23 protein-coding genes are annotated in these 26871 nt (G+C 42.0%); 4 read left to right on the top strand and 19 right to left on the bottom strand.

Annotated elements, in window-relative coordinates:
- Positions 1 to 21: 21 nt before the first annotated feature.
- The 8 genes from rseP to rpsB form a co-directional block, all read right to left on the bottom strand.
- A complete protein-coding gene (gene rseP, locus CWB85_RS10235; protein WP_138554804.1) occupies positions 22 to 1374 on the bottom strand; it encodes a sigma E protease regulator RseP in 1353 nt (450 codons plus the stop codon).
- A 1-nt stretch (position 1375) separates the two neighbouring features.
- The gene (gene ispC / locus CWB85_RS10240) at positions 1376 to 2581 is read right to left on the bottom strand and encodes a 1-deoxy-D-xylulose-5-phosphate reductoisomerase (RefSeq protein WP_016707637.1); all 1206 of its coding nucleotides are present in this window, start codon (positions 2579 to 2581) and stop codon (positions 1376 to 1378) included.
- Positions 2578 to 3444 carry a phosphatidate cytidylyltransferase gene (locus CWB85_RS10245; RefSeq protein ID WP_016707638.1) on the bottom strand — a complete coding sequence of 289 codons (867 nt, stop codon included), beginning with the start codon at positions 3442 to 3444 and terminating at the stop codon, positions 2578 to 2580. Before CWB85_RS10245 ends, ispC begins: the two co-directional genes overlap by 4 nt.
- A gap of 16 nt (positions 3445 to 3460) precedes the next feature.
- Positions 3461 to 4240, bottom strand: a complete 780-nt coding sequence (gene uppS / locus CWB85_RS10250; protein WP_016707639.1) for an undecaprenyl pyrophosphate synthase — start codon at positions 4238 to 4240, stop codon at positions 3461 to 3463.
- A gap of 81 nt (positions 4241 to 4321) precedes the next feature.
- On the bottom strand, positions 4322 to 4843 hold the full coding sequence (frr, locus tag CWB85_RS10255; RefSeq protein WP_374954830.1) for a ribosome recycling factor: 522 nt from the start codon (positions 4841 to 4843) through the stop codon (positions 4322 to 4324).
- Between the two features lie 50 nt (positions 4844 to 4893).
- Complete coding sequence (gene pyrH, locus CWB85_RS10260; RefSeq protein ID WP_016707641.1) at positions 4894 to 5643, bottom strand: UMP kinase; 750 nt, start codon at positions 5641 to 5643, stop codon at positions 4894 to 4896.
- Between the two features lie 158 nt (positions 5644 to 5801).
- Positions 5802 to 6653: a translation elongation factor Ts gene (gene tsf, locus CWB85_RS10270; protein WP_016707642.1), complete on the bottom strand. Its 852-nt coding sequence runs from the start codon at positions 6651 to 6653 to the stop codon at positions 5802 to 5804.
- A 106-nt stretch (positions 6654 to 6759) separates the two neighbouring features.
- Positions 6760 to 7488 carry a 30S ribosomal protein S2 gene (gene rpsB, locus CWB85_RS10275; RefSeq protein ID WP_016707643.1) on the bottom strand — a complete coding sequence of 243 codons (729 nt, stop codon included), beginning with the start codon at positions 7486 to 7488 and terminating at the stop codon, positions 6760 to 6762.
- Positions 7489 to 7761: 273 nt separating this feature from the next.
- On the opposite strand from rpsB, the gene map reads away from it, so the two are divergent.
- From map to dapD, 3 genes are read left to right on the top strand one after another with little or no spacing between them, the layout of a single operon-like run.
- Positions 7762 to 8547 carry a type I methionyl aminopeptidase gene (map, locus tag CWB85_RS10280; RefSeq protein ID WP_016707644.1) on the top strand — a complete coding sequence of 262 codons (786 nt, stop codon included), beginning with the start codon at positions 7762 to 7764 and terminating at the stop codon, positions 8545 to 8547.
- Positions 8548 to 8559: 12 nt separating this feature from the next.
- Positions 8560 to 11178 (top strand): [protein-PII] uridylyltransferase, encoded by a 2619-nt coding sequence (gene glnD / locus CWB85_RS10285; protein WP_016707645.1) that lies wholly within the window; start codon positions 8560 to 8562, stop codon positions 11176 to 11178.
- Positions 11179 to 11187: 9 nt separating this feature from the next.
- Positions 11188 to 12015 carry a 2,3,4,5-tetrahydropyridine-2,6-dicarboxylate N-succinyltransferase gene (gene dapD / locus CWB85_RS10290; RefSeq protein ID WP_138554805.1) on the top strand — a complete coding sequence of 276 codons (828 nt, stop codon included), beginning with the start codon at positions 11188 to 11190 and terminating at the stop codon, positions 12013 to 12015.
- A 183-nt stretch (positions 12016 to 12198) separates the two neighbouring features.
- Here dapD and CWB85_RS10295 read toward each other — a convergent pair whose 3' ends face one another.
- Entirely contained in the window at positions 12199 to 13218 is a 1020-nt protein-coding gene (locus CWB85_RS10295) for a DUF2804 domain-containing protein (RefSeq protein WP_138554806.1), read from the bottom strand.
- A 206-nt stretch (positions 13219 to 13424) separates the two neighbouring features.
- Between CWB85_RS10295 and CWB85_RS10300 the strand changes: the two genes are divergently transcribed.
- Positions 13425 to 15455: a BCCT family transporter gene (locus CWB85_RS10300; RefSeq protein WP_138554807.1), complete on the top strand. Its 2031-nt coding sequence runs from the start codon at positions 13425 to 13427 to the stop codon at positions 15453 to 15455.
- Positions 15456 to 15521: 66 nt separating this feature from the next.
- Here the strand turns inward: CWB85_RS10300 and CWB85_RS10305 are convergent, their stop codons facing one another.
- The 10 genes from CWB85_RS10305 to pnp all read right to left on the bottom strand — a co-directional run bounded on the left by CWB85_RS10305 (position 15522) and on the right by pnp (position 26565).
- Positions 15522 to 16106 (bottom strand): hypothetical protein, encoded by a 585-nt coding sequence (locus CWB85_RS10305; protein WP_138554808.1) that lies wholly within the window; start codon positions 16104 to 16106, stop codon positions 15522 to 15524.
- Between the two features lie 113 nt (positions 16107 to 16219).
- Positions 16220 to 16552, bottom strand: a complete 333-nt coding sequence (locus CWB85_RS10310) for a Na+/H+ antiporter subunit G (RefSeq protein WP_016707650.1) — start codon at positions 16550 to 16552, stop codon at positions 16220 to 16222.
- Between the two features lie 10 nt (positions 16553 to 16562).
- The gene (locus CWB85_RS10315) at positions 16563 to 16832 is read right to left on the bottom strand and encodes a K+/H+ antiporter subunit F (protein ID WP_016707651.1); all 270 of its coding nucleotides are present in this window, start codon (positions 16830 to 16832) and stop codon (positions 16563 to 16565) included.
- Entirely contained in the window at positions 16826 to 17362 is a 537-nt protein-coding gene (locus CWB85_RS10320; protein WP_016707652.1) for a Na+/H+ antiporter subunit E, read from the bottom strand. Before CWB85_RS10320 ends, CWB85_RS10315 begins: the two co-directional genes overlap by 7 nt.
- The gene (locus CWB85_RS10325) at positions 17362 to 18879 is read right to left on the bottom strand and encodes a monovalent cation/H+ antiporter subunit D (protein WP_016707653.1); all 1518 of its coding nucleotides are present in this window, start codon (positions 18877 to 18879) and stop codon (positions 17362 to 17364) included. The genes CWB85_RS10320 and CWB85_RS10325 overlap by 1 nt, the downstream gene beginning before the upstream one ends.
- Complete coding sequence (locus tag CWB85_RS10330) at positions 18876 to 19223, bottom strand: Na+/H+ antiporter subunit C (protein ID WP_016707654.1); 348 nt, start codon at positions 19221 to 19223, stop codon at positions 18876 to 18878. Before CWB85_RS10330 ends, CWB85_RS10325 begins: the two co-directional genes overlap by 4 nt.
- The gene (locus CWB85_RS10335; protein ID WP_138554809.1) at positions 19223 to 22015 is read right to left on the bottom strand and encodes a monovalent cation/H+ antiporter subunit A; all 2793 of its coding nucleotides are present in this window, start codon (positions 22013 to 22015) and stop codon (positions 19223 to 19225) included. Before CWB85_RS10335 ends, CWB85_RS10330 begins: the two co-directional genes overlap by 1 nt.
- 211 nt (positions 22016 to 22226) lie before the next feature.
- Positions 22227 to 23438: a hypothetical protein gene (locus CWB85_RS10340; RefSeq protein WP_138554810.1), complete on the bottom strand. Its 1212-nt coding sequence runs from the start codon at positions 23436 to 23438 to the stop codon at positions 22227 to 22229.
- Positions 23422 to 24300 carry a lipoprotein NlpI gene (gene nlpI / locus CWB85_RS10345; protein WP_138554811.1) on the bottom strand — a complete coding sequence of 293 codons (879 nt, stop codon included), beginning with the start codon at positions 24298 to 24300 and terminating at the stop codon, positions 23422 to 23424. Before nlpI ends, CWB85_RS10340 begins: the two co-directional genes overlap by 17 nt.
- A 138-nt stretch (positions 24301 to 24438) precedes the next feature.
- Complete coding sequence (pnp, locus tag CWB85_RS10350) at positions 24439 to 26565, bottom strand: polyribonucleotide nucleotidyltransferase (protein ID WP_138554812.1); 2127 nt, start codon at positions 26563 to 26565, stop codon at positions 24439 to 24441.
- Positions 26566 to 26871 lie beyond the last annotated feature (306 nt).

Below are 26871 nucleotides of genomic sequence, written 5' to 3' on the forward strand. Positions count from 1 at the left end.
AATTCGAGACTGTCGCAATTGCTATAATCGCGATACATCATTGAACAAAGCGAAACATGTAAGAAAAATGAGTAACAAGGCACCCACTTTAAAACCAAATTCTTGTGTCTTTTCAGAGACCGGCTTTCTACGAAAAAGTTCAATTATGTAATACATTAAGTGCCCGCCATCAAGTACTGGCAACGGCAATAAATTAAATACGCCTAAGTTTACACTGATCAATGCTAAGAAGCTTAAAAATGCCACTAAGCCATAGCTTACGCTGGTTCCCGCACCGACAGCGATACCTACTGGACCACTTAAATTTTTCACTGACACTTGACCAGTAATTAAATTACCAATCATGTCAAAACTAAGGCTAATCAAACGCCATGTTTCACTTACGCCCAGCACCATACTATCGAGTGGGCCATAATGTCTAGTTTCAATGTAACCTTCTGGCCACTTTTCAACCACAGGCGCGACACCTAAAAAGCCTTGTAACTGACCATTATTATTACGTTGCCCTTGTGGCGTAACGTTTATACTTTTTATAGTATCTTGTCTTTTTACACTAAATTGTAATGATTTGTTAGCGGATTGCTGAATAACCTTAACTAACTGGTTCCAATCGGTCATTGTTTCGCCATCTACAGCGATAATTTCATCCCCCGCCTGTAAATTAGCGGCGGCGGCAGCAGAGTTTGCGGAAATGGTTGCTACGGTTAATGTCGCCTGCGGGCGATACGGCACTATACCCAAAGATGCTAATGGTGGTACATCTTGCTTATCCAACTTCCAACCATCAATATTGATCGTTTTCAGCTGTTCTTGAAACTGTTCATCGCGTACAGTAACAGCGACGCTTTTTTCACCTAAACTTGCCATTAATGCAAATGTAGCATCTTGCCACGTCGCGATAGTATCGTCGCCAATTTTTACAATCTGTTGACTCGGCATAATACCCGCTTGCTCTGCACGACTACCTTGTGTGATCGAACCAACAACGGGTTTAACTGATTGCACACCCACCATGTACATGACTGCTAAAGCAAAAATAGCAAAAATAAAATTTGCCATTGGTCCTGCAGCGACTATAGCAATACGTGCTTGAACCGACTTAGCATTAAACGATAAATGACGCTGCTCAGCGGGCACGTCATCAACACGTTCATCCAGCATCTTCACGTAGCCACCTAAGGGAATTGCAGCAATGACATATTCGGTGTCGTGCTTATCGTGCCACTTTATCAATGGCTTACCAAAACCAATTGAGAAACGTAACACTTTGACGCCCGCTTTGCGAGCAACCCAAAAGTGCCCATATTCATGCACAGTGACTAAAATACCTAAGGCTAAAATAAAAGAGCCTAAATTCCACAAAAAATCGAACATATTAGCGGATCACCTTTGCAATAATTTGCGCTGCTTGAAGTCGAGCTAAACGATCACACTCAAGAATTTCATCAAGCGTGTGTACATCTACATCAACCGTATTTTCGAGTGTTTGCGAATTAACACGGTAGATATCGGTAAAGCCGATTTGCCCTTGTAAAAATGCATTCACAGCAATTTCATTTGCTGCATTAACGGTGGTGGTCGCCCCCTGCCCAGTTTCGCAAGCCGCTATTGCTAGTTGCAAATTAGGATAACGAGCAAAATCAGGTTTGGTAAAGGTAAAATCAGCAAGTTGGGAGAAATCAAGTGGTGTAACACCGGCATCAATACGAGCTGGATAAGCCAATGCATGGGCAATGGGCGTACGCATATCAGGATTGCCCATTTGCGCAAGGACTGAGCCATCTTGGTACTGCACCATAGAGTGGATAATACTTTGCGGGTGGATCACCACATCAATATCTTTCGCTGCACAGTTAAACAGCCACTTGGCTTCTATAAACTCCAAGCCTTTATTCATCATAGTGGCTGAATCAACCGAAATTTTTTGCCCCATTGACCAATTAGGATGCGCAACCGCTTGCGCCACCGTCACATCTTTTAAGGTATCAATATCATGGGTTAAAAATGGCCCGCCAGAGCCAGTAAGTAAAATTTTACTTACGCCGTGTTCATGAAGTTGAGCATTGCCTTTAGAGCCTTGTAGCGCACTTGGCAGGCACTGAAAAATGGCATTATGTTCGCTATCAATGGGTAATAATGTGGCTTTGTGTTGCTTAACTTTATCAATAAACAACTGCCCTGACATAACAAGCGATTCTTTATTGGCCAATAATACTTTTTTTCCGGCCTCTATCGCACTCAGTGTGGGTATCAGTCCTGCTGCACCGACAATCGCGGACATTACCGCATCAACATCTGGATGTGCAGCTAGTTCACTCATTGCAGCAACGCCGCTGCGTACTACTGTTTTACAGCCACTGCCAGATAACAACTGACTTAATTTACCCGCAGCGCTATCGTCTGCCATGACGACAAAACGAGGTTGGTGAGTAATACATAATTGCGCCATTAGCTCGCTATTACCACCTGCGGTAAGCGCAAATACCGAAAATTGTTCTTTATTGCGCGCTACAACATCTAAGGTGCTTAGCCCGATTGAACCGGTTGCACCTAATATCACTAGTTGTTGTTTACAACTCATAGACTCAATGTCCATGCATAACATAAAACAAAAATAGGTGCGGCAGCAGTTAGACTATCAAGGCGGTCTAAAATCCCCCCATGACCCGGTAAACATGAGCCACTGTCTTTAAGGCCGGCCTCGCGTTTAAACATACTTTCAAGTAAGTCACCAATGGCAGAAAATAAGGCGATAAACATAGTCATAATGGCGTAGATTGGCCACACAGACATATCAACATCAGTGAAGTGACAAAATGCTAAGACAAAAATAACGGCTGCAACAACGCCACCAGCAAGGCCTTCAATCGTTTTATTGGGGCTTACTTTAGGCATTAATTTATGTTTACCAAAGTTTTTACCAGTAAAATACGCGCCAATATCTGCACTCCAAACAATCCCTAAAACCACCAAAATGAGCATTGAACCAAAATGAGTCGACTGCTCATAATTAGCACTACGTAGTGTATTTAGCGCAAGCCACAATGGGACTAAGGTAAGAATACCCGCAATAGCACGCATCATAATGCCTTCATTCCATGCTTTAGCCATTGCAGGATAGCGCCACACTAGATATGTCGCGACAATCCACCATGAAAATGACAATGTGAAGATATAATTTGCATCCCCAACCAGCTGCCCATCAGTCCACAACTCATCAATGGGCCAGTGCCAATTAAGCAGCACCAGTAATAAGCCAATAAATAGCACAAACGAAAAACGTTTAACTTTATCGCATAGCCCCATAAATGCAGACCACTCCCATGCGCCTAATAAAACAATCGCGCCGGCAATATAACTAAACAGTGTCAGTGGAGTATAAAAAACCAGTATCAATGCCAAAGGAGCTAGCACTAAAGAGGTTAAAATTCGTTGTTTTAGCAAAGTGTTACCCTTTTAATTAGGTTTCGGCGAGTAATTGTTTTATTTGTTCGCCCGTACAACCAAATCGTCGCTCTCTGGCAACGTAACAAGCGATAGCATCAGCAAAAGCAGCTTCATTGAAGTCAGGCCAAAGCGTATCGGTAAAGTAAAGTTCAGCATAAGCGGCTTGCCATAATAAAAAGTTGCTTATACGTAAATCGCCACCTGTGCGTATTAATAAATCAGGTTCAGCTTGGTCCTGCATACTCATATGTGCAGCTAAGACTTGCTCTGTAATATCATCAGGGTTTATTGCCCCAGCTGCAACTTTTTTGGCTACCTGCTTTGCAGCATTGGTCATATCCCATCGACCACCATAATTTGCAGCCACATTAAGTTGTAAGCCCGTATTATTTGCCGTTAACTCATGTGCAGCATCGACCTTGCTTCGTAAAGCTTCTGAAAAACGAGATAAATCACCAATGATGGTTAACTTTACATTGTTCTTGTGAAGCTTTTTGACTTCTTTACTAAGCACATACAAAAACAACTCCATCAAGGTGCTTACTTCATCTTCGGGGCGATGCCAGTTCTCACTACTAAACGCAAACAGAGTCAATGACTCAATCTTCAATTTAGTACAAAACTGCACAGAGTGGCGAACCGCATCCACGCCTTTTTTATGACCGTATACACGCGGCCTATTTTTGGCTTGTGCCCAACGACCATTGCCATCCATGATTATAGCGACATGCTTGGGTAAACATTGCTGGGAAATTTTATCAGCGTTAAGAACCATAAATATCGAGTATTCCATAAAAAAACGCCGCCTAGTATACCCTAGACGACGTTTCAAAACTAATATATTTCTTAACCCAAGTTCAGGTTATTTAACTGCTTATATTTCCATCAACTCGGCTTCTTTCGCCGCTAGTTGAGTATCCATCTCTTTAATGAACTTATCTGTAAGCTTTTGAATTGCATCATCAGATTGACGCGCTTCATCTTCAGAAATTTCTTTATCTTTCAATAAGCTTTTCACATCGCCATTGGCATCACGGCGAATATTACGGATTGCAACACGGCCACTTTCAACTTCACCACGAACGATTTTAATTAAGTTTTTACGGCGCTCTTCAGTTAGCGGAGGAAGTGGAACGCGGATCACTGAACCTGCTGACATTGGGTTTAAACCAAGATCAGACGCCATAATCGCTTTTTCTACCGCTTGTGCTAGCGACTTATCAAATACACTTAATGCTAACGTACGAGAGTCTTCAATTGTTACATTGGCAACTTGATTTAATGGCGTTGGTGCACCGTAGTACGGCACCATAATACCATCTAATATTGCCGGATGAGCACGGCCAGTACGGATTTTAGATAATTGACTGCTAAGTGCCGTTACACTTTTCTGCATGCGTTCTGCAGCATCTTTTTGAATATCGTTTATCACGGTTCAATCCTAATCTAGTTAATAACTTCATCTGAGGCTTGTGAAGAAATAAGCGTGCCTTCTTCTTCGCCCATAATTACACGCTTTAATGCGCCTGATTTATTCATATTAAATACGCTCAATGGCATATTATGATCGCGCGCCAATGTGAATGCCGCAAGATCCATTACTTTTAATTCTTTTTCAATGATTTCATTGTAGCTCAAGTGACGGTAAAGTGTCGCCTCCGGATTTTTCACCGGATCATCACTGTAAACACCATCAACTTTGGTTGCTTTGATCACGGTATCCGCTTCAATTTCGATACCACGTAAACACGCTGCTGAATCCGTAGTAAAGAATGGGTTACCCGTACCGGCTGCAAAAATAACAACACGACCCGTTTTTAATAAACTAATTGCTTCGGCCCAGTTGTACGCATCACATACACCATTTAGTGGGATAGCTGACATCAAGCGGCAGTTTACAAATGCACGGTGTAGTGCATCGCGCATAGCAAGCCCGTTCATTACTGTTGCTAACATACCCATGTGGTCGCCAACCACACGATTCATGCCAGCTTCGGCAAGTGAGCCGCCACGTAAGAAGTTACCGCCACCGATAACTAAACCCACTTCTACGTCGAGTTCTACAAGCTCTTTAATTTCTTGCGCCATGCGGTCTAATACTTTTGGGTCGATGCCGAAGCCTTCGTCTCCCATTAGTGCTTCACCGCTTAATTTGAGAAGAACGCGTCTAAAAATAGGTTTACGATTGATAGTCATATATTTGGGCCAACTTTATAAAAAAAGGATAAAAAATAACCGCGCTTATGATTTTCACATAATGAGCGCGGTTATTTTAAAGAATTTTCAGCGATGACGCAAAAGCAAATAACAGATAAATTTCATCTAACTTACTTTTTAGTCAAAGGAAATCGATTTTATTGACCTTTAGCGGCAGCAATCTGCGCAGCTACTTCAGCAGCAAAATCTTCTGTTTTCTTTTCGATACCTTCACCAACTTCTACACGTACGAAGCCAGTAACTGTTGCGTTTTTCTCTTTAAGAATTTCGCCAACAGATTTTTTAGGTTCCATGATGAAAGCTTGACCAGTAAGAGAAACCTCACCAGTGAATTTCTTCATGCGACCAACAACCATTTTCTCAGCGATTTCAGCTGGCTTGCCTTCGTTCATCGCGATATCGATTTGTACTTGCTTTTCTTTTTCAACAACATCAGCAGGTACATCAGCAGGCGTTAGGTATTCTGGGTTTGAAGCAGCAACGTGCATTGCGATGTGCTTAAGTGTTTCTTCATCAGCAACACCCGCAACAACAACACCAATACGCTCACCGTGACGGTACTCAACTAGCGTTTCGCCAGCGATGTACTGTAGACGACGTACATTGATGTTTTCACCAATCTTAGTTACTAGCTCAACACGATCGTCTTCAAACTTAGCTTGTAAGTCTTCGATAGCAATCGTTTCAGCAATAGCAGCGTCAGCAACTTTGTTAGCAAATGCTAAGAAGCTTGCATCTTTTGCTACGAAGTCAGTTTGACAGTTAACTTCTACTAGTACTGCAACACCCGCGTTTTGCTTGATGATGATAGTACCTTCAGCAGCGATGTTACCTGCTTTTTTAGCAGCCTTTGCAGCACCGCTCTTACGCATATTTTCAATCGCTAACTCGATGTCACCATCAGTCTCAGTTAACGCTTTTTTACAATCCATCATGCCAGCGCCTGTGCGCTCGCGTAATTCTTTAACTAGGGCAGTAGTTACAGCCATTAGTAAATCCTCAAATCTGAATACAGGTTTTAGATAAGCGGGTTACCCGCTCTACAAGAATAGCAAGTCTTCACCTAAATTTAGGTGAAGACTTGATGACAGCTAATTACTCAGCTTCTACGAAGTCGTCTTTCTCAGCTTGAGCAACAAGATTGCTCTCACGACCTTCAGTGATTGCTGCTGCAACTGCGCCAGTGTAAAGCTGGATAGCACGGATCGCATCATCGTTACCAGGTACGATGAAATCAACACCGTCTGGGTTAGAGTTAGTATCAACGATCGCTACAACTGGGATACCTAGGTTGTTAGCTTCACGGATAGCGATGTGCTCGTGGTCTGCATCGATAACGAAAAGTGCGTCAGGAAGACCACCCATGTTTTTGATACCGCCAAGGCTCTTCTCAAGCTTTTCCATTTCGCGGTTAAGCATTAACGTTTCTTTCTTAGTTAACTTCTCGAAAGTACCGTCTTGGCTTTGGATTTCAAGGTCTTTAAGACGCTTGATTGATTGACGAACTGTTTTCCAGTTAGTCAACATACCACCTAACCAACGGTGATTTACGTAATACTGATCACTTGCGATCGCTGCATCTTTAACTGCTTCGCTTGCTGCACGCTTAGTACCAACGAAAAGAACTTTACCTTTGTTTGACGCAGCACCAGTTAAAAACTTAAGTGCGTTGTTGAACATTGGTACTGTTTGCTCAAGGTTGATGATATGAACACGGTTACGTGCACCGAAGATGAAAGGCTTCATCTTAGGGTTCCAGTAACGTGCTTGGTGACCGAAGTGAACACCAGCTTGAAGCATATCGCGCATTGAAACGTTTGCCATTTTGTATTTCCTCTGTTTAGTTTAGGGTTAGGCCTCCACATATCCCATAGCACCAACACTGAAGTTAAATGAAACTTCAAATGCACCCAAGTGTATGTGACGATACGTGTGTGTGTTAAAATAAAATTGTGTTTGCCTTAAGTACAAAAAATCATTTAAGAATTTATTTGTAAAAAGACGGCGCGCTTTATACCATATTAAAAACAAATATTCAACGTCGCGCGCAAAAATTGTGCGGCGATAAATGCAATAAAACTCGATAATGGAGCCTCCATGAGCGCTGTGATCAAGACCCCTGAAGAAATAGAGAAAATGCGTATTGCCGGGCGCTTAGCGGCAGAAGTACTCGAAATGATAGAGCCACATGTCGTGCCGGGTGTAACCACTGATGAGTTAAATACAATTTGTCATAATTATATTGTTGATGTACAAAAAGCAATCCCTGCCCCTTTAAATTATCATGGCTTTCCAAAATCAATTTGTACGTCTGTAAACCATGTTATTTGTCACGGTATTCCAAACGACAAACCCTTAAAAAATGGCGACAGCGTCAATATTGATATCACTGTGATCAAAGATGGCTATCATGGCGACACCTCAAAAATGTTTCATGTTGGCACCCCAAACATTCAAGGTAAACGCCTTGCTGAAGTGACCCAGGAGAGCCTTTATTTAGCAATAAAAATGGTAAAACCAGGTGTACGTTTGGGTGATATTGGTGAAGCCATTCAAAAGTATGCAGAAAGCTTTAATTACTCAATTGTTCGTGAATATTGTGGTCACGGCATTGGCGCAGAGTTCCATGAAGAGCCGCAAGTAATGCATTATGGTCGTGCTGGTACTGGTGAAACACTCAAAGCAGGTATGTGTTTAACAATTGAGCCGATGGTTAATGCCGGTAAACGCCAATGTAAACTGCTCAAAGATGACTGGACTGTCGTTACAAAAGACCGCTCTTTGTCAGCGCAGTGGGAACACACACTACTTGTTACTGAAAATGGTGTTGAAATTTTAACGCTCCGATCAGATGATACAATAGACAGGATCATCGAACATTAGGAGCCAGCCCACGTGGCATTACCCAATAAAGTAAAAAAGTTGCTTAGCGATGCTGAGCAACTCACTGATTACCGCGACTGTTCTAATTATTTTTATAAATGGTTACAAAATGAGTTTTCAAAGCAACCCGTCGGTAATTTGATTAATGCCCGGGCTGAGTTTATTGACCGCCTGCTGATCAAACTATTTCATGTTTTTGACTTAGCTCATGAACCAGATTTAGCCTTGATCGCTGTTGGCGGTTATGGCCGTGGAGAACTGCATCCTTATTCTGATATTGACTTTTTATTATTAGTAACAGAACAACCGAGCGATGAGGTGTGTGAAAAAATCGGCCAGTTTGTCACTATGCTCTGGGATCTTAATCTGGAGATTGGTCACAGTGTTCGCACCATAGAGCAAGCTATCGAACAAAAACGTGACGATGTCACTTTTGCCACTAGTTTACTTGAAAGCCGCTTACTATTTGGTAATCACATCGAATATGAAAAACTCAAAGCTCATATTCTCGCCACTCCAATTTGGCAGTCAGATGAATTCTTTTTGGCAAAAGTTAACGAGCAACAATTACGCCATAAAAAATGCCACGGCACAGCATACAATCTCGAACCCAATATTAAAGAAAACCCAGGTGGTTTGCGCGATTTACAAACCATTATTTGGGTTGCTAAAAAGCACTTTAGAGCCGAAACACTGCAAGAGCTAATTAGTCACGGCTATTTAACTCATGAAGAGTACCAAGAGCTTTCAGAGTGTTTAGAAAACCTTTGGAATATTCGCTTTGCACTCCATTTAGCCGCAGGGCGTTCTGAAAACCGTTTGCTATTTGATCACCAGCCATTAGCTGCCGATATCCTTGGTTTTGGCAGTGATGGTAAAGCGTCTGTCGAACGCATGATGAAGCGTTTGTTCAGAATTATGAGCCGTGTCCGTGAGCTGAACCAAATGCTGCTGTCGTATTTTGAGCAAAGTATTTTGCCTGAAAGTAACGAACAAGCGGTTATTGAACTTGACCGCAATTTTGAGCGTGTTGGCCATCAGATCCGAGTAAAAAATCCGTCGGTATTTTTTCGCCGTGATCAATTATTTGTGCTGTTTGAACACATTGCTGACAACCCTGAAATCACCCATATTTACCCAAGTACTATTCGAACCATTCGCCAAGTGCGTCGTCGCCTTCTTGGTGATTTACAAGATTATGCAGCCTGTCGAGAAGCGTTTTTACGACTAGTAAAACACCCTAACGGCATGGGCCGTGCATTTACACTTATGCACAAGCATGGCATGTTAGCAGCGTATTTACCGCAGTGGCGTAATATTTTTGGACAAATGCAGTTTGACCTTTTTCATGCCTATACCGTGGATGAGCACACCCATAAACTGATCAATAATATTTATCAGTATTTTGGTAAAGACAACATCGCAGAATTTCCTATTTGTTGTGAAATTGTCACCCGTATGGATAAGCCCGAATTACTTTATTTGGCTGGTATTTTCCACGATATTGCCAAAGGTCGCGGTGGCGATCACTCAGAATTAGGGTCAGTGGATGCGATTGCCTTTGCTAAGTTGCATCGCTTTTCGGCTTCTGATGGAAAACTAATTGCTTGGTTGGTTAGTAATCATTTACTTATGTCTGTGACTGCACAGCGTAAAGATATTAACGACCCTGATGTGATTAAAGACTTTGCCACACGAGTCAAAACAGAGCGTCAGCTTGATTACCTATACTGTTTGACGGTTGCCGACATACGTGCCACCAACGACAACTTGTGGAATGATTGGAAAAACACCCTACTGCGTGAGCTGTATCTACACACCCAGCGCGCTTTGCGGTTAGGGCTTGAAAACCCAATGGATCAGCGCGACCAAATTAGAGACAAAAAGCACCAAGCCAAGCAACGCCTTATCAATAATGGTTATGATGAAAATCAGATTGATTTAATTTGGAGCCGCTTTAAAGCTAATTACTTTACTGCCTTTAGCGAGCAACAATTATCATGGCACACTGAACACTTACTCAACTGTGACGATTTAAGTCAAGCAAGTGTTGCAGTATCTGATACAGCCATGCACGGCGGCACACAAATTTTTGTTTATAGTCCTTACTCTGGTGGTTTATTTGCTCGCTTAGTGAGTGTTATTGGCTCTAAAAAAGCGCAAATTCAACACGCCCAAGTGCTCACCACACGTGACGGCTATGTATTGTTTAGTTTTGTGGTACTTGAAGTCAGTGGCGATCCAATTGCCAGTGCTCAAGCACAATCAATCAAACGGGGTCTTGATCAAGCTCTTGCTGATCCGAAAAAGAAGATTCGCTTTAAAAAGAATCGCTCTCAGCGTTTTAAAGACTTTAATATTAAGCCTAAGATCATTTTACGCCCACACCCGCGTAAAGATCGCAGTTTAATCGAAATTCAAGCGGTGGATATTCCAGGTCTATTAACTAAGATAGCCGAAGTATTCCAAGCGCATTTATTACATATACACGCAGCACGGATCACCACAGTGGGTGAGCGTGCAGAAGATTTCTTCGTGGTATCAAATAACGAATACCAAGCACTTACAGACGAAGAACAAGCCAAAATTCACCAAGCATTGCGTAGAAAACTCAACGCAGAAACCGAATAAGAGGACCTTATGTCAGATTTAAAAACAACGATTGAAAACGCCTGGGATAATCGCGATAGCATTAGCCCAAGCACAGTATCAAGCGACGTAAAACAAGCCATTATTGATGTACTTGAACTACTTGATAGCGGTGCTGCGCGTGTTGCTGAAAAAATCAGTGGTGAATGGGTAGTCCACCAGTGGCTTAAGAAAGCCGTGTTATTGTCGTTTCGCATTCGTGATAATCAACCAATGAACGATGGCGTAAACCAGTTTTACGATAAAGTACCGCTTAAATTTAGCGATTACACGCCGGAACAATTCCAACAAGGCGGTATGCGTGTAGTACCAAATGCAGTAGCCCGTAAAGGTAGCTTCGTAGGTAAAAACGTTGTATTGATGCCATCGTATGTAAACATTGGCGCCTACGTTGATGACGGCACCATGGTTGATACCTGGGCCACTGTAGGCTCATGTGCACAAATCGGTAAGAATGTTCACTTATCTGGCGGTGTGGGCATAGGGGGCGTTTTAGAGCCATTACAAGCTAACCCTACTATCATTGAAGACAATTGCTTTATTGGTGCACGTTCTGAAATCGTCGAAGGCGTGGTAGTTGAAGAAGGCGCTGTGATCTCAATGGGCGTTTACATCAGCCAAAGCACGCGTATCTACGACCGCGAAACCGGCGAAATCCACTACGGCCGTGTACCAGCAGGTGCCGTAGTTGTACCTGGCGCACTTCCATCAAAAGACGGTACTCACAGCCTATACGCAGCTATTATCGTGAAAAAAGTTGATCAACAAACCCGCGAAAAAGTGGGGATTAACGCCCTACTACGCTCAATAGACGAATAAGAGCTGTAAGCTTTCAGCCGTCAGCGATCAGCTGATTTGAGTTAATAGCTGGGTTTGAGGACATCACTCCCAGCTATTTTATTTTCACTCAATACTAATTAATGAGTTAAAACCAAATGTTTACTTTTCCCAGTCAGATCACTTAACTGACGGCTGACGGCTGACTGCTAAAAATACTCCTCTCTACCATTTCGCATAATGATCTTCGGTAAGTCCCCACTCTCCGTCGAGTGTGATAACTTCATTTTCGAGCGCTATTTGGCCATAAAAGCGGCCGAAGTGTTGCGTGAAATTGCTGGCGATGATGAATAAGTTAGTTTTATCTTGGCGTTTACCTGCAGGTTCAAAGGTGAGATTTATAATGCCGTCGTTTGAACGAAGTTGCCATTGTGTACAATCATTCTTATCGACATAACGCTGAAACTTAAAATCAACCATATCTATTTTAGTTAAATTGCCATCGAGCCACAGCGCATTTTCGGTAAAACCTGTTTCTACCACTCCTGCAGCAAGGTTTAAACCTAGACGACGGCCATCATCTAAAATACATGCTAAACTTGCCCAATTCCAATAAGTTTCTCGGCGCATAAAGCCTGCGCTCCAATCTACGCTTACCTGTGCTTTTATTTGCTCAAGATCCATTTTCTTCCCCTGCCATTTTACAATCCCCGAACAAGGCAGTGCAGCGGCTTTTTGGGTAAAATGAAAACCGGTAAATCCTGCTCGTACGCACACTGCAAGAGGATTGTAATTTACTGATTCATTAATGACGGCGTGGATTTTCAAACCGGCTTTTAAATTAACCGTTACTTTACGCTGATGACTGTGTTCACAGCTGATAACGACACTATTTGCGCCCTTATAAAAATGCGCACTGCCAGTGTTTGGTTTGGTATCAATAGCGGTGTTGAAGGCAAGTAAATTGGTAAAACTAAACTCCTCAAACTTCCCAGTATCAGGCTCAAATAGATACACAAAACAGTTACTAGCAATTTTCAAGTCAACGATAGCCAAGCCAATAATAAGTGTGTCACAGGTAAAACTAATAAATTGAAATTGATTAAAATGAAGTTTTTTCGCTAAAGACCCTTTAGGTTTTCCCATACTGTTGCGAAGATCAAAATCCAAATAGTTAATATCGCTAACGCTTTGTGGAAAAATCCCAAACTGCGCTTCTCCATGTTGATCTATCAACTTTTCCATTGTTTTTAAATCCGGTTAATTTTTAGCATTTAGGTATCTACAATTATATTGTGCGCAGTTTTTTATACCCAGTGGAGCAACTAAGCTATGTAGTTTTATCTAATTTGGGTAAAGAAAACAAGCGGCTAAATTAGCCAGCACTCGTTAGATGTAATAAGGTAAGTAAGCATGCTTTAAAGTTAGCTCTCAATATTAAGGATCAATATATGATGAAAAAGACCTTTCGCTCAACTCTTTTGCTGCCTGTATTCTTACCTGCAGTGTTAATCATTTTGTGTTTAGTGCTCGGTACTATTAGTAACCCTGAACTTGCTGGTGAAGCATTTAGTGTTACTTTATCTTGGATAACTGAAACCTTTGGTTGGTTTTATATGCTATCTGTCGCTATTTTTTTGGTATTTATAGTCTCTGTTGCCGCATCAAGTTGGGGCAATATAAAACTTGGCCCAGATCACGCACAGCCCCAATATAGCTTTCCTGAATGGTTTGCCATGCTTTTCTCAGCCGGTTACGGTGTCGCATTACTCTACTTTGGGGTAGCTGAGCCGGTGTTACACTATGCTTCCCCTCCCAGTGGCGCAGCAGAAACCGTCGATGCGGCTAAGCAAGCCATGCAAATAGCATTTTTTCATTGGGGTTTTCATATCTGGGCAATCTACGGCATTGTAGGTTTAGTATTGGCTTATTTTGCTTTTCGCCATGGTCTACCTTTATCTATCCGCTCTGCTTTATACCCATTAATTGGAGATAAAATTCACGGCCCTATAGGTCATACGGTGGATGTATTTGCGATTTTAGGAACCCTATTTGGTATAGCAACCACACTTGGCCTATCAGTCACACAAATTAATGCAGGCTTACATTATCTTTGGCCCAGCATCCCGATAAGTACCACAGTACAAATTATTGCGATTGCACTAATAACAGCCGCAGCAACACTATCTGTTGTGGCTGGTATGGATAAGGGGGTAAAGCGTCTGTCTATTTTAAATATGGTGTTAGCGATCACTTTAATGACGTTTGTCTTTTTTGTCGGTTCAAGTATTCATATTTTAGAGTCTTTTTTGCAAAACACCGGAAGTTACTTAAGTGGTATTGTGGAGCGTACTTTCAATTTACAAGCTTATAGCCGTAGCGATTGGATAGGAAATTGGACCTTATTTATCTTCGGCTGGACTATCGCTTGGGCGCCGTTTGTCGGCATGTTCATTGCTAAAATTAGCCGCGGTCGCACCATTAGACAGTTTGTGGTTGGGGTTATGCTAGTGCCGACGATCTTTACTTTCTTATGGTTCTCTGTTTTTGGTGATACTGCATTAAATCTCATCATGAATGAAGGCTTTGATACCCTCATTGCTGATGTGCAGGAAAATCATGCCGTCGCGCTCTTTCAACTCTATGAAGCGCTGCCTTGGTCATTCTTTATCTCGCTGTTAACCGTCATTTTAATCATTACGTTCTTTGTCACGTCTTCTGATTCAGGTTCGCTTGTTATAGATTCATTAGCTTCTGGTGGTAGTGTCGATACACCAGCTTGGCAACGTGTTTTTTGGGCTGTACTAGAGGGAACTGTTGCGGCAGTGCTATTAATTGCAGGGGGGTTAAGTGCATTGCAAACCATGACAATCGCCAGTGCGCTGCCCTTTGCGGTAATTATGTTACTAGCAACCGTAGGCCTTTGGCGTGCATTACGAATTGAAGGACACAGAGATAACAGCTTACAAGCACATACTTTGACTAATAAAAACACCGAGCTTTCGCACTGGAAACGACGCTTAGCTGCAATGGTTACATACCCTGAGAAAAGTGCTGTGCATGAATTTATAGGCCAGGTTGTCATCAACGCAATGAAATCAGTACAAGCGGAATTAAAAACTCGTCAATGGCAAGCTGTAGTTGAGTTTGACGATGTCATGGGCCGCGCATTTCTAACTGTATTAAGGCATAACCATGTTGACTTTGTGTACGATATTAGACTCACAGAGCATGCGACTCCTAGTTTCGCCTACGCAGAGCTAAAACCCACTAATGATGATCCTCAACTTTACTATCGAGCTGAGGTATTTTTACGTCGTGGGGGTTTATCCTACGACATTTATGGCTTTAATGAAGATGATATTGTTAAAGATATACTTGATCAGTTTGAAAACTACCTGCACTTTTTAGATAACAGCCCAGGTGAACTTCCATGGGACATGGCAAAACACGATGACATGTTAGATACTGATAAAGACTAACTTAACTAACCACGTTTGCAGCTGGCCGTGAGGCAGCTGCATTCAATAACTACATAACGTAGGAATTTAATTCTCACAACTATACCCTGTTAAGTCCACCCGCTTAATTTGATCGCCTTTACCAGCATAATCATTATGCTTAATCACTAACGTATTACCTTTTACGCTAAAACTAAAATGCCCTAACCAATCGAGAGTCACTATAGGGTTTAAAGTATAAAAGCCATATTCATCTGTGCACTGATATGAGAAATAATGGGTAGCCTTACCGAATGCGCCAATATCAGAGGTATATACACTGATATTGTCCTGTTGTTGATAGTTGTTCGCTTGGGTGCCAAGCACCAGATATAAAGCACTTATAATCGCCAACACGATAAACTGCACACCTGCCACTATAAAAATTAGGCTATCAAGCAGTTTGTGATACCACGATCTAGCTTGTTGTTGATGTTGCAGATCTTGCTTTACTAATAAAAAACCGCCAATAGTCACCAGCAATAATTTAACGGGTATCAAATAGGCGCTAAACAAGTACATGGTTTTTGCATTGTGCCATTGCAGACCAAAAGCGGGGGGTATAAATAAGCTGTCTAGCAGCGGCAACATAATCAATAGGTACGCGATAATGAGTTTTTTACGTTTTAGCATTTATTAGTGATGGCAATTCATGATGTGCTTGAGTGTACAAATAATAACGGTCAATAAAAAGCCCGCTAGCGTAAACTTAACGGGCCTATCAACTTAAACATACTTAATGCTGATCAGTCATCTTCAACGTTATCTAAGCCTTTAGTGCCGTCTTTGGCTTTTAGTTTATGATGAATAGCTGACTTTATCAGCATATAGCCGCTGATCGGGGCAGTAATTAGCAAGAAGATGGTGATCAATAGCTCTTTCACACTAATACCATCTTGTGCATTACTAAAAAACACCATAGCGGCAATCAGCACGCCAGCCATTCCTAAGGTGGTGGCTTTGGTTGGTCCATGCAAACGCATAAAAAAATCAGGCATCTTAATTAACCCAATCGAACCAATTAAGATAAAAGCACCACCAATAAGTAATAAAATAGACACTAGCCATTCACTGTACATATGTACTCCCTTATTCGATGATATCGCCACGTAGCAAATATTTACATACCGCTACGGTGCTAACAAAACCAAGCATTGCAATTAACAACGCGGCTTCAAAATACAGCCCTGTCCCCATGCTCATACCGTACAAAATGATCAATGCAATGGTATTTATATACATAGTATCAAGCGCTAGAATTCTATCGGGCACCGAAGGACCAACCACTAAACGCCACAGATTAAGCAACAGTGATAGGCCAATCATAGCAAAGACGATTAAAAAAACCGTTTCTAACATTGAAAGATCTCCTTGAGTGGGGCTTCATAGCGCTGTTTGATGGTATTGATCAATGCTTGTTCATCATCTAAATCTAATACATGAATTAATAAGTAGCGCTCTGTTGGCTCTTCACCTGGCGGTAATGACTCTGGTATAGGGTAAACTTCAGCACTCACTGTACCTGGTGTCAATGATACTGTACTCGCCAAAATAGTGATCGGCATTGCGTGAGTTAGATCGAGTGGAACCTTCACAAATGCCGGACGCAGCTTTTTAACCGGTCCTAAAATTAGCAGTGCAACTTGTAAGTTTGCCGTAATAATATCAAACAACACTATTAAAAACTGTTTAACTGCTAACCCCGGTTTAATGATCAGCGGCTGTGGCTCACGAAATGGAAAGGTGATCACAGGGATAAAAAAGGCAAACAGTACGGCCAAAATAATATGACCTGGCGATACACTGTTATTTAAAAGTAACCACACAACAAAGAGTAATAAACTACGAAATGGTGTAGGTAACCAACGAAAACGGGATTCTAAACGCATTATAAGCCTCCCTTAAGAACAGTATTTATACCAGCCGATATATCATGTAGTTGGGTCGCAGCCGCTATCATATATTCGGAAATTGGCCCCGCAAAAATAACCATTAATGGCGAACATGCTAATAAACCAATTACAGCAATAACTTGCATTGGTTTAGCGTGCTCTTCTTCAAGGTGATCACGACCTTGGTGCTTACGCTCCCAAAATAAACTAGTACCTGCCCGAGAAAGCGCAACCAATAATGCAAAGCTGGCAATCAAATACACTGGCCAAAAAATCAGTGCACGCTCACTATCAAGGGTAATTTTTAAAATCCAAATTTTACCAACAAACCCTGAGAGCGGCGGCATGCCAACCACAGCTAAAGCGGCAACAATAAAGCAGCTACCTAGTAAGATAGGTTGTGCAACCCCACGCCCAGGAGCTAAACGATCCGCCACTTTGCCACGCTGGTGAGCAATGAGATCTGCTAATAAGAATAACGCCGCACATATAATGGTTGAATGAACTAAGTAGTATAACAAGGCAGCCGTTGCACTCACATGCTGAATCGCTACTAAGGCAACTAAAGTACCCACTGACACCACAACTAGATTCGCGGTTAGCTTACGTAAATCTTGTGCCGCAAGTACACCTATAGCACCAATTATAATTGTGGCTATTGCTAAGCCCCACAGCCAAGGCTGTGCCATATGATTCAATAAGCCTGCTTGCTCACCAAATATAACCGTATACACTCGTAGCATGGCGTACACACCTACTTTTGTCATAATCGCAAACAGAGCTGCGACCACCGGCATAGCACTGGCATAGGTATTTGGTAACCACAGATGCAAAGGTAATAGTGCGCCTTTTAGAGCAAAGACAACCAAAAGTAATAAGCCGCCTATTTTCGCAAGGTATACGTCATCACCTTGTAGCTGCGATACTTTGAGTGCCATATCAGCAATATTCAAGGTGCCTAATACGCCATATAGAATACCCAGCGCAATCAAAAATACACTTGAGCCAATCAAATTTAATATTACGTATTGTAAGGCGGCACGGGTTTTATGTTTATCTCCTGCATGCATCAATAACGAATATGAAGCGATTAATAGCACTTCAAAGAATACAAACAGGTTAAATAAATCGCCCGTTAAAAATGCACCATTTACACCTAGCACTAAAAAATGCACTAACGGGTGAAAAAAGCTGCCTTTCTCATCATCGCCAACACTACTATAAAGCACTACAACCAAAGCTAAAAATGACGTTAAAGCAACCAGTAATACTGACAACAAATCAGCAACTAAAACAATACCGTACGGGGCTTGCCAATCACCAATAGCATAGACCATGGGACCTGAGCTATATACATGAACCAGTAACACCGCACTGATACAGGCAGTAATAATCGACATCACAGTCGACACGACACGGCGAATAGGAATACTTTTACCGCATGGCGGTAATAGCAACAATATCCCTGCTAGCATTGGAATTAGGATGGGTAATGAAGCCAAGTGCTGAATCATTTGTGCTCCTTGCTATTGGTTTTCACAAGGTGACCATCGACATGATCATTACCCAAATCCGCACGACCTCGAATAGCTAAAATCACCACGAATGCCGTCATTGCAAAGCCAATCACGATTGCCGTTAATACTAACGCTTGTGGTAGAGGATCAGCATAATCAGCACCAGTACCAAGCACTACAGCCTTATTAATTGTGAGCCGTCCTGCTGAAAATAAAAATAAATTTACTGCATAGGAAATCATCGTCAATCCCAATACGACAGGGAAAGTACGCGCCCTTAGAAGTAAATAAATACCACACGTCACTAATACACCAACGCACGATGCGTATAACAGTTCCATTAAATATTGACCTCTTCTTTAGCTGCATCAGCAGTGAGCTTACCAAGACTTGCTAAAATCATTAAGGTTGCACCAACTACGGTTAAGTACACGCCCAAATCAAATACGATGGCACTGGCAAGCTCCGTTTTACCCACGAATGGAATATCAAAGTAATCAAACCATGTTGTTAAGAACGGTCTGCCAAATGCCCAACTGCCTAAACCTGTAAACATGGCAATAGCGATACCTGAGGCAATAATCTTGCGATAGTTGACATCAAAACGAGAGGTGATCCACACCGAGCCACGGGCCATATACTGTAAAATAAACGCAATTGACGTTACTAAGCCCGCAATGAAACCACCTCCAGGCAAGTTATGTCCGCGTAAGAATATATAAGCCGATACCAGTAAGGCTAATGGTAATAAGCTTTGCGAGATACTTGAAAGTAGTATTGGATAGCGTTCACGAGCCCACGGACGCCCTTCACTATCACTTGCAGGCATGAACAGTGGTAAATTAGCAAGTAACTTATATATACCTAATGCAGCGATACCTAATACGGTGATCTCTCCTAGCGTGTCGAAGCCCCTAAAATCAACCAAGATAACGTTAACCACATTGGTACCCCCCCCACCTGTTTTGGCGTTAGCAACAAAGAAGTCGGAAATAGATTCAAGCGGACGGGTAAGCAGCGCATAACAAATACTCGCAACGACCACTCCCACTGCTGAGGCAATACCTAAATCACGTAAAATGCGTAAAGAGCTCGACTCTTTTGGTGTACGTTGCGGTAAGAAAAACAATGCCAGCATTAGCAATATTACCGTCACAACTTCCACAGTTAATTGTGTTAATGCCAAGTCAGGCGCAGAAAAGCGAGTAAAGGCAACCGACACCATTAAGCCCACAATTGATATCATCAATAGCGATACCATACGAGAGCGATGCCAAATTACAGTGCTAATCGCACCTATTATTAATAAGCCCGCGCCAATACCATTATGGAAGTCAATAGGCGTGCGAGGTGCTGTTCCCGCCAGCGCCCCCATTTCAAATAGCGGCCAACCTGCACATAATAAAACAACACCGAGCATAATGACGATGTAACGCTGTAATGAACCATTTTCCGTACTGCGGATCTTCTCTTGGCTCCATTTGATAACAATATAAAGCACTCTTTCAAAGGTCTTTTTAGCATTCAATGTTGGTAATGATGCTTGAAATTGAAACAAGTGCTTACGTTGAATGTAAATAAACACACCACAACACGTTGCTAAAAAGCTCATTAGTAGAGGTAAGTTAAAGCCATGCCAAATTGACAATTTAAACTCAGGCGTTGCATCCCCTAATACAGCCAACGATGCCGCAGATAAGATGCCATCGACAACAAAATTAGGGAACATACCAACGAGCAAACATAACACCACTAAGATTTCGATTGGCACACGCATATAACGCGGCGGCTCGTGGGGTGTTTTCGGTAAATCAATTGGGTCACCATTAAAGAAGACATCATGGATAAAGCGTGCTGAATAAGCCACTGAAAAAGCCGCTGCCAGAGTCGCTAATACGGGGATCAACCATGACATTGAGCCAAGCACTTGTTGGTGCAAGGTTTCAGCAAAAAACATTTCTTTTGATAAGAAACCATTTAGCAATGGCACCCCTGCCATAGCGGCCGCAGCAACCATTGCAAGGGTTGCCGTGTAAGGCATAAAACGCCACATACCATTGAGTTTTCGCATATCACGCGTGCCGGTTTCATGATCAATAATACCGGTCGCCATAAATAAAGAGGCTTTGAATGTGGCATGGTTAATAATATGGAAAATCGCAGCGACGGTAGCAAGTTCGGTATCCAAACCAAGTAATAAAGTGATCAAACCGAGGTGACTAATGGTTGAATACGCTAACAAGCCTTTTAAATCATGCTTAAATAATGCGATGTATGCGCCAACTAATAAGGTGGTTAAACCTGTCATGGCGACTAAAATAAACCAAGTATCATTTCCTGCTAGCGCAGGGTGGAAACGCGCCAGTAAAAATATTCCCGCTTTGACCATAGTTGCTGAATGTAAATAAGCACTAACCGGTGTTGGCGCAGCCATAGCATGTGGTAACCAAAAATGAAATGGGAACTGCGCTGACTTAGTAAAGGCACCTAATAACATCAGCACTAAAGCGACTTCAAACAGTTCGTGTGATTGGATCAGCGCACGACTTGCTAAAATCACATCAAGATTGTAACTACCAACAATGTCTCCGATCAATAACAAACCACCGAGTAACGCTAAGCCGCCAGCACCAGTAACTGCCAGTGCCATACGAGCACCTTTACGGGCTTCAGATTTATGCCACCAATAGCTAATAAGTAAGAAAGAACTAATACTGGTGAGTTCCCAGAAAAACCATAATTGAATAACGTTATTCGACATCACAATACCAAGCATTGCTGTCATAAATAGCATCAAATAACTATAGAGTTTTGCCATTGAGTCTTTCGTACTCAAATAGTAACGAGTATAAAAGATAACCAGTAAGCCGATCCCTAAGATCATAAAAATAAACAATAAGCTTAAGCCATCTAAGCGTAAAGCAATGTCTATTCCTAATGCCGGTATCCATTGTGCAGTAAAACGGAGCGTTTCACCCGCTAAAATCGTAGGCGCATGATAAATAGTGATTGCTAACGCACACAACGGTGCCAGCATAGTTAAGCTCGTAGATTGATTACGAGTCAGTTTTCCGGTGCAGGAAGAAATAACACTGCCAATTAAGGATAACAAGGGTATCCAGAGCAAAGTCATAATGAGAAACCTTTTGAAGTCATAAGAGTATCAATACACTGCTAGTTAGTTTTAGTTTAGTACTGGTCATTGAGATGGTTTAATTTTAGCTTTAAAAAACACATATAGTGGTTATAGTTATACTGATCAGGGACGATTTTGTCTATAGTTAGCCCTCCTACCTGCTGCTATTTTGTACTAATTTAACGCTGATTTCATATTATTCACAACTTTACTCAGCAATATTTTTATTTGTCATTTTGGTGATAAAGTCCATAGCAGGTTCCATTTGTTGAAAATAGTCAGCAAAGCGCACCGGCTGATAATGCGGCTCATTGATCTTTTGCAACCATAACTGTTGATATTGTTCAGAAAGTGGCAATATTTGATATTGCATAATTGACCAGTCAGCACTGGGTTTATAAGCTTTACTTCCCCTTTGACAACTAGCACTTAAAGTCCAGCCCTTGGGCGGAGCCACACCATTGGCAATAAACAAATTAGGTGCAACTAAGCCTCGCTGATCACACAACCATGCTTGTTTTGCTGCTGGCAACACGTATTCATCTTCAAAGCCATTAAAGTGCATCAACTCATGCAAAAATAATCCGTAGTGGCTCGTTGAGTTTAAGTGCATTATTCCCCCTTGCACATTACCAAAGCCTGTCGCGGTCATCATTACAATAAAGTCAAAGCCTGCTGGCCATGTTTTATCCGCAATGAAAGGGTGCCAATTACAGCGAGCAGCGGCGTCAGGCTGCTGCTGGCAATCTATTGTATTTCCTAAATAAATGGGTTTACTAAAACAAAAACTTGCGGCTCTAGGCTGCGGGTGTTGCCGATACCGTTGTGATAGTGCATTCAGTTGACGCAGCCCTAGACGGTGATCTGTCATCATCAGTACATTATACTGACACTGAGGCATTGCTTGAAGTTGTGAAAAATCCAACAAAAACCCTTCATCATTAGCAAAACCTTGCTCTATTCGTCGCGGTGACGCACTGCGATGCAATTTTAAATGCTCAGCCACATCGCCAGCAGGTAAAAGTTGTTGTTCGTTTAAATATTCTAAATCTTCCCAACGCTCAAAGCGAAATAACGAAGCACTGAGCTGGCGGCGTTGTTCAATACCTTGCTGATCAACACTGGCACGCCAAAACGGCATTGCTGCGTCAGCTTCTTCATTGTTTAACAATCGTAATGCCCATGCAAACTGAGCATCAACCACTTGATTTAAGGCTAGCTGGTATAAATGAGGATCAGGTAAGTTATTTAATTGCGCATTAAAATCGGCAATAAAACCATAATAATTGAGTAAAATAGACTTTGGGGAATGTTGGGCATGCCAAAAAGCAACATCGCGATGCTGATTTACTGAGCTTGATAAGCAACCAACTGTCAGTATAACAGCAACGCTAACAAAGTATTTAACTGGCGTTTTCACCAGCCATTAACTCAAGCTCTAAGCGAGCATATTTATATTCCACAAACTCATGAACATTAGTCGCAAGCGCTAAACGAAAAAAGTCAGCCGCTTGGTAATCTAGGCCTTTTGCTTGGTACATTTTTGCAAGATAAAAATACGCTTCACATAGGCGTTGTGCATACTCTTGCTCAGTTGATACACCTTCACTAATGCTAGCTAAAAAAGTCCCCTCACTCAAATCACCCATATACAAAGAGATTAACCCATATGCCCATTGGCTATCGTCAAGGCCTTGCGCATTGGCTTTTAAAGCAGATAACGCTTGCACAGGATCAGCATCGGCTTGCGCTAAGTAGAGCCACAATACTCGGTATGGATCACTCGGAGAGCGAGCTAGAAACTCTTCAAGATCAGCCGCTGCAAGGTTTGGCCTATCACCATAGTAAAGTGCTATCCCCCGATTTAAATAAGCATATTCGTGTTGCTCATTCAGCTCTAAGGCTGAATCAAAAAACTCATAAGCTTTTTCATATTGCTGCATCAACGTGTGATGAATACCTAAAAAATTATACACTTCAGCTAGATCTGGCTTCAATTGCACTGCACGATTAAAATCAATCCGTGCCAAGGTTGACATTCCTAAGCTATCAAATAAGACACCACGATCATAATACAGTTTTGCTTGTTGATCTGGCGCTAAATCGGCACGGTTCAACAACTCAGAATAACGCGCTATTGCAATTTCACTACGAAAATCAGAAGGTAATGGTGCAGTAAAAGGCACATTCACAATTGCTGTTGGTTGTGCTTGCGAAGTAGATTGACAGGCGCTTAAAGACAAAATAACTAACGATGCCAAGGCTATGTGTTTAAGTATCATTAAAATCCTTTATACCAAGATAAGTAGCAAACAGATAAGACAAGTGCTATCCACAGAGGTTTCATTAAAGCATAAAAAAAGAGGCTATACAGCCCCTTTTTATGTTATCCAGTAATTAACTGAATTAAATATCAACAATTAAGCGTCTGTTGGTGCGTCAGCTGCTGGTGCTGCTGATTCCATTGCTTCTTTGATACTTAAACGTACGCGACCCTGACGGTCTACTTCAAGTACTTTAACTTTCACTTCTTGACCTTCAGATAAATGATCTGTCACGGTATTAACACGCTCAGTGCTAATTTGTGAAATATGTACTAGACCATCTTTACCTGGCAAGATATTAACAAACGCACCAAAATCTACGATACGTACAACCTTACCTGTGTAGATAGTGCCTACTTCAAGCTCAGCCGTTAACTGCTCAATACGTGTGATTGCATCTTGTGCACTCATACCATCAGTTGCTGCAATTTTGATTGTACCATCATCTTCGATTTCAATCGTAGTGCCTGTTTCTTCAGTAAGTTGACGAATTGTTGCGCCGCCTTTACCGATAACTTCTGCGATTTTCTTCGGTGGGATCTTCATAGTATAAATGCGAGGAGCAAACTGAGATAGCTCTTCAGAAGGCGCAGCAATTGCTTCGTCCATTACACCTAGAATATGTAAACGGGCAGCTTTTGCTTGCTTAAGTGCAATTTGCATGATTTCTTGCGTGATACCTTCAATCTTGATATCCATTTGTAGTGCCGTGATACCGTTTGATGTACCCGCTACTTTAAAGTCCATATCACCTAAGTGATCTTCATCGCCTAAGATGTCAGAAAGAACAACGAACTTCTCGTCTTCTTTAACTAGACCCATCGCGATACCCGCAACAGACGCTTTAATTGGCACACCGGCGTTCATAAGTGCTAAAGAAGTACCACAAACAGATGCCATTGAAGATGAACCATTTGATTCAGTGATTTCAGATACAACACGGATTGAGTAAGGGAACTCAGTTAGTGTTGGCATTACAGCTTGGATACCACGCTTAGCTAAGTTACCGTGACCGATTTCACGACGCTTAGGAGAACCTACAAAACCTGTTTCACCTACGCAGAACGGAGGGAAATTGTAGTTAAGCATAAAGTGATTTTTATGTGTGCCAGTTAAATCGTCGATTAACTGTGAATCACGTTCTGTACCAAGTGTTGCAGTAACAAGCGCTTGTGTTTCACCACGTGTAAAGATTGCTGAGCCGTGAGTACGCGGTAATACGCCTGTCATTACATCTAATGCACGGATCATGTCTGGTTCACGACCATCGATACGCTTCTCGCCCGCTGTAATGCGGCCACGTACAATTTTCTTCTCAAGTGAACCGAATACTTTACCTACTTCTTGCTTATCAAGCGTTTCGTCTTCTGCAAGTTCAGCTGTAAGTGCTTCAACAACCGCGTCTTTCGCTGCCGTTAATGCTTCTTTACGTGCCACTTTATCAGTAATGCGGTAAGCTTCGCCTACTTTTTCTGATGCAAGTTGAGCTACTTTATCTTCAAGAGCTACATTTTTCTCAGGAGCAGTCCAATCCCAAGTAGGCTTGCCTGCTTCTGCTTTGAATTCATTGATTGCGTTGATAATAGCTTGAGATTGCTCATGACCATATACAACCGCACCTAGCATCACGTCTTCTGCAAGTACGTCTGCTTCTGACTCAACCATAAGTACTGCGTTATCAGTACCTGCAACAACTAAATCAAGTTGGCTTTCTTCAAGCTCTTTTAGTGTTGGGTTAAGTACATATTCACCATTGATGTAACCTACACGCGCTGCACCGATTGGGCCACTGAAAGGGATACCAGAGATAGCAAGTGCTGCTGAAGTACCAATCATCGCAACCATATCAGGTTGGATTTCAGGGTTTACAGAAACAACAGTCGCAATAACTTGTACTTCATTTACGAAACCATTTGGGAAAAGTGGACGAATTGGACGGTCAATAAGACGTGCAATCAGTGTTTCGCCATCGTTAGGACGACCTTCGCGCTTTAAAAAGCCACCAGGAATGCGACCCGCAGCGTACATACGCTCTTGGTAGTTAACTGTTAATGGGAAAAAGTCTTGGCCTGGTTGTGCTTCACGCTTACCAACAACTGTTACTAATACTGATGTGTCGCCAATGCTTGCTAGTACTGCGCCGTCTGCTTGACGAGCAATTGCACCTGTTTCTAGGGTAACGGTGTGTTGACCTAGTTGAAATTCTTTAATAATTGCTTGCACTTAAAATAATCCTTAAATGTATTTTATAAGTCATCATCAAAGTACCAATTACAGTACATAATTGTATTCATTTGGAAATCAATTAAGTACTACAATTGGCAATGATGTAAGTAACCATAGATAAACCTTTTTATCTACGCGCAGTAGTATATAACAAAGTCAGGTAAAAATGCGAGTCTACGGCCTAGATAATCACAGCCACTTTAGCCGCAACTATGAGTGCTTTGTATTTCGAGTACGTTTACCGATTAACTTAACTATCTACCCTTTCTAGCGGGTTAAATAAAGCGCTAACTGCGTTATAAA

The sequence above is a fragment of the Pseudoalteromonas sp. S1727 genome, from assembly GCF_005886375.1.
Classification (GTDB): domain Bacteria; phylum Pseudomonadota; class Gammaproteobacteria; order Enterobacterales; family Alteromonadaceae; genus Pseudoalteromonas; species Pseudoalteromonas haloplanktis.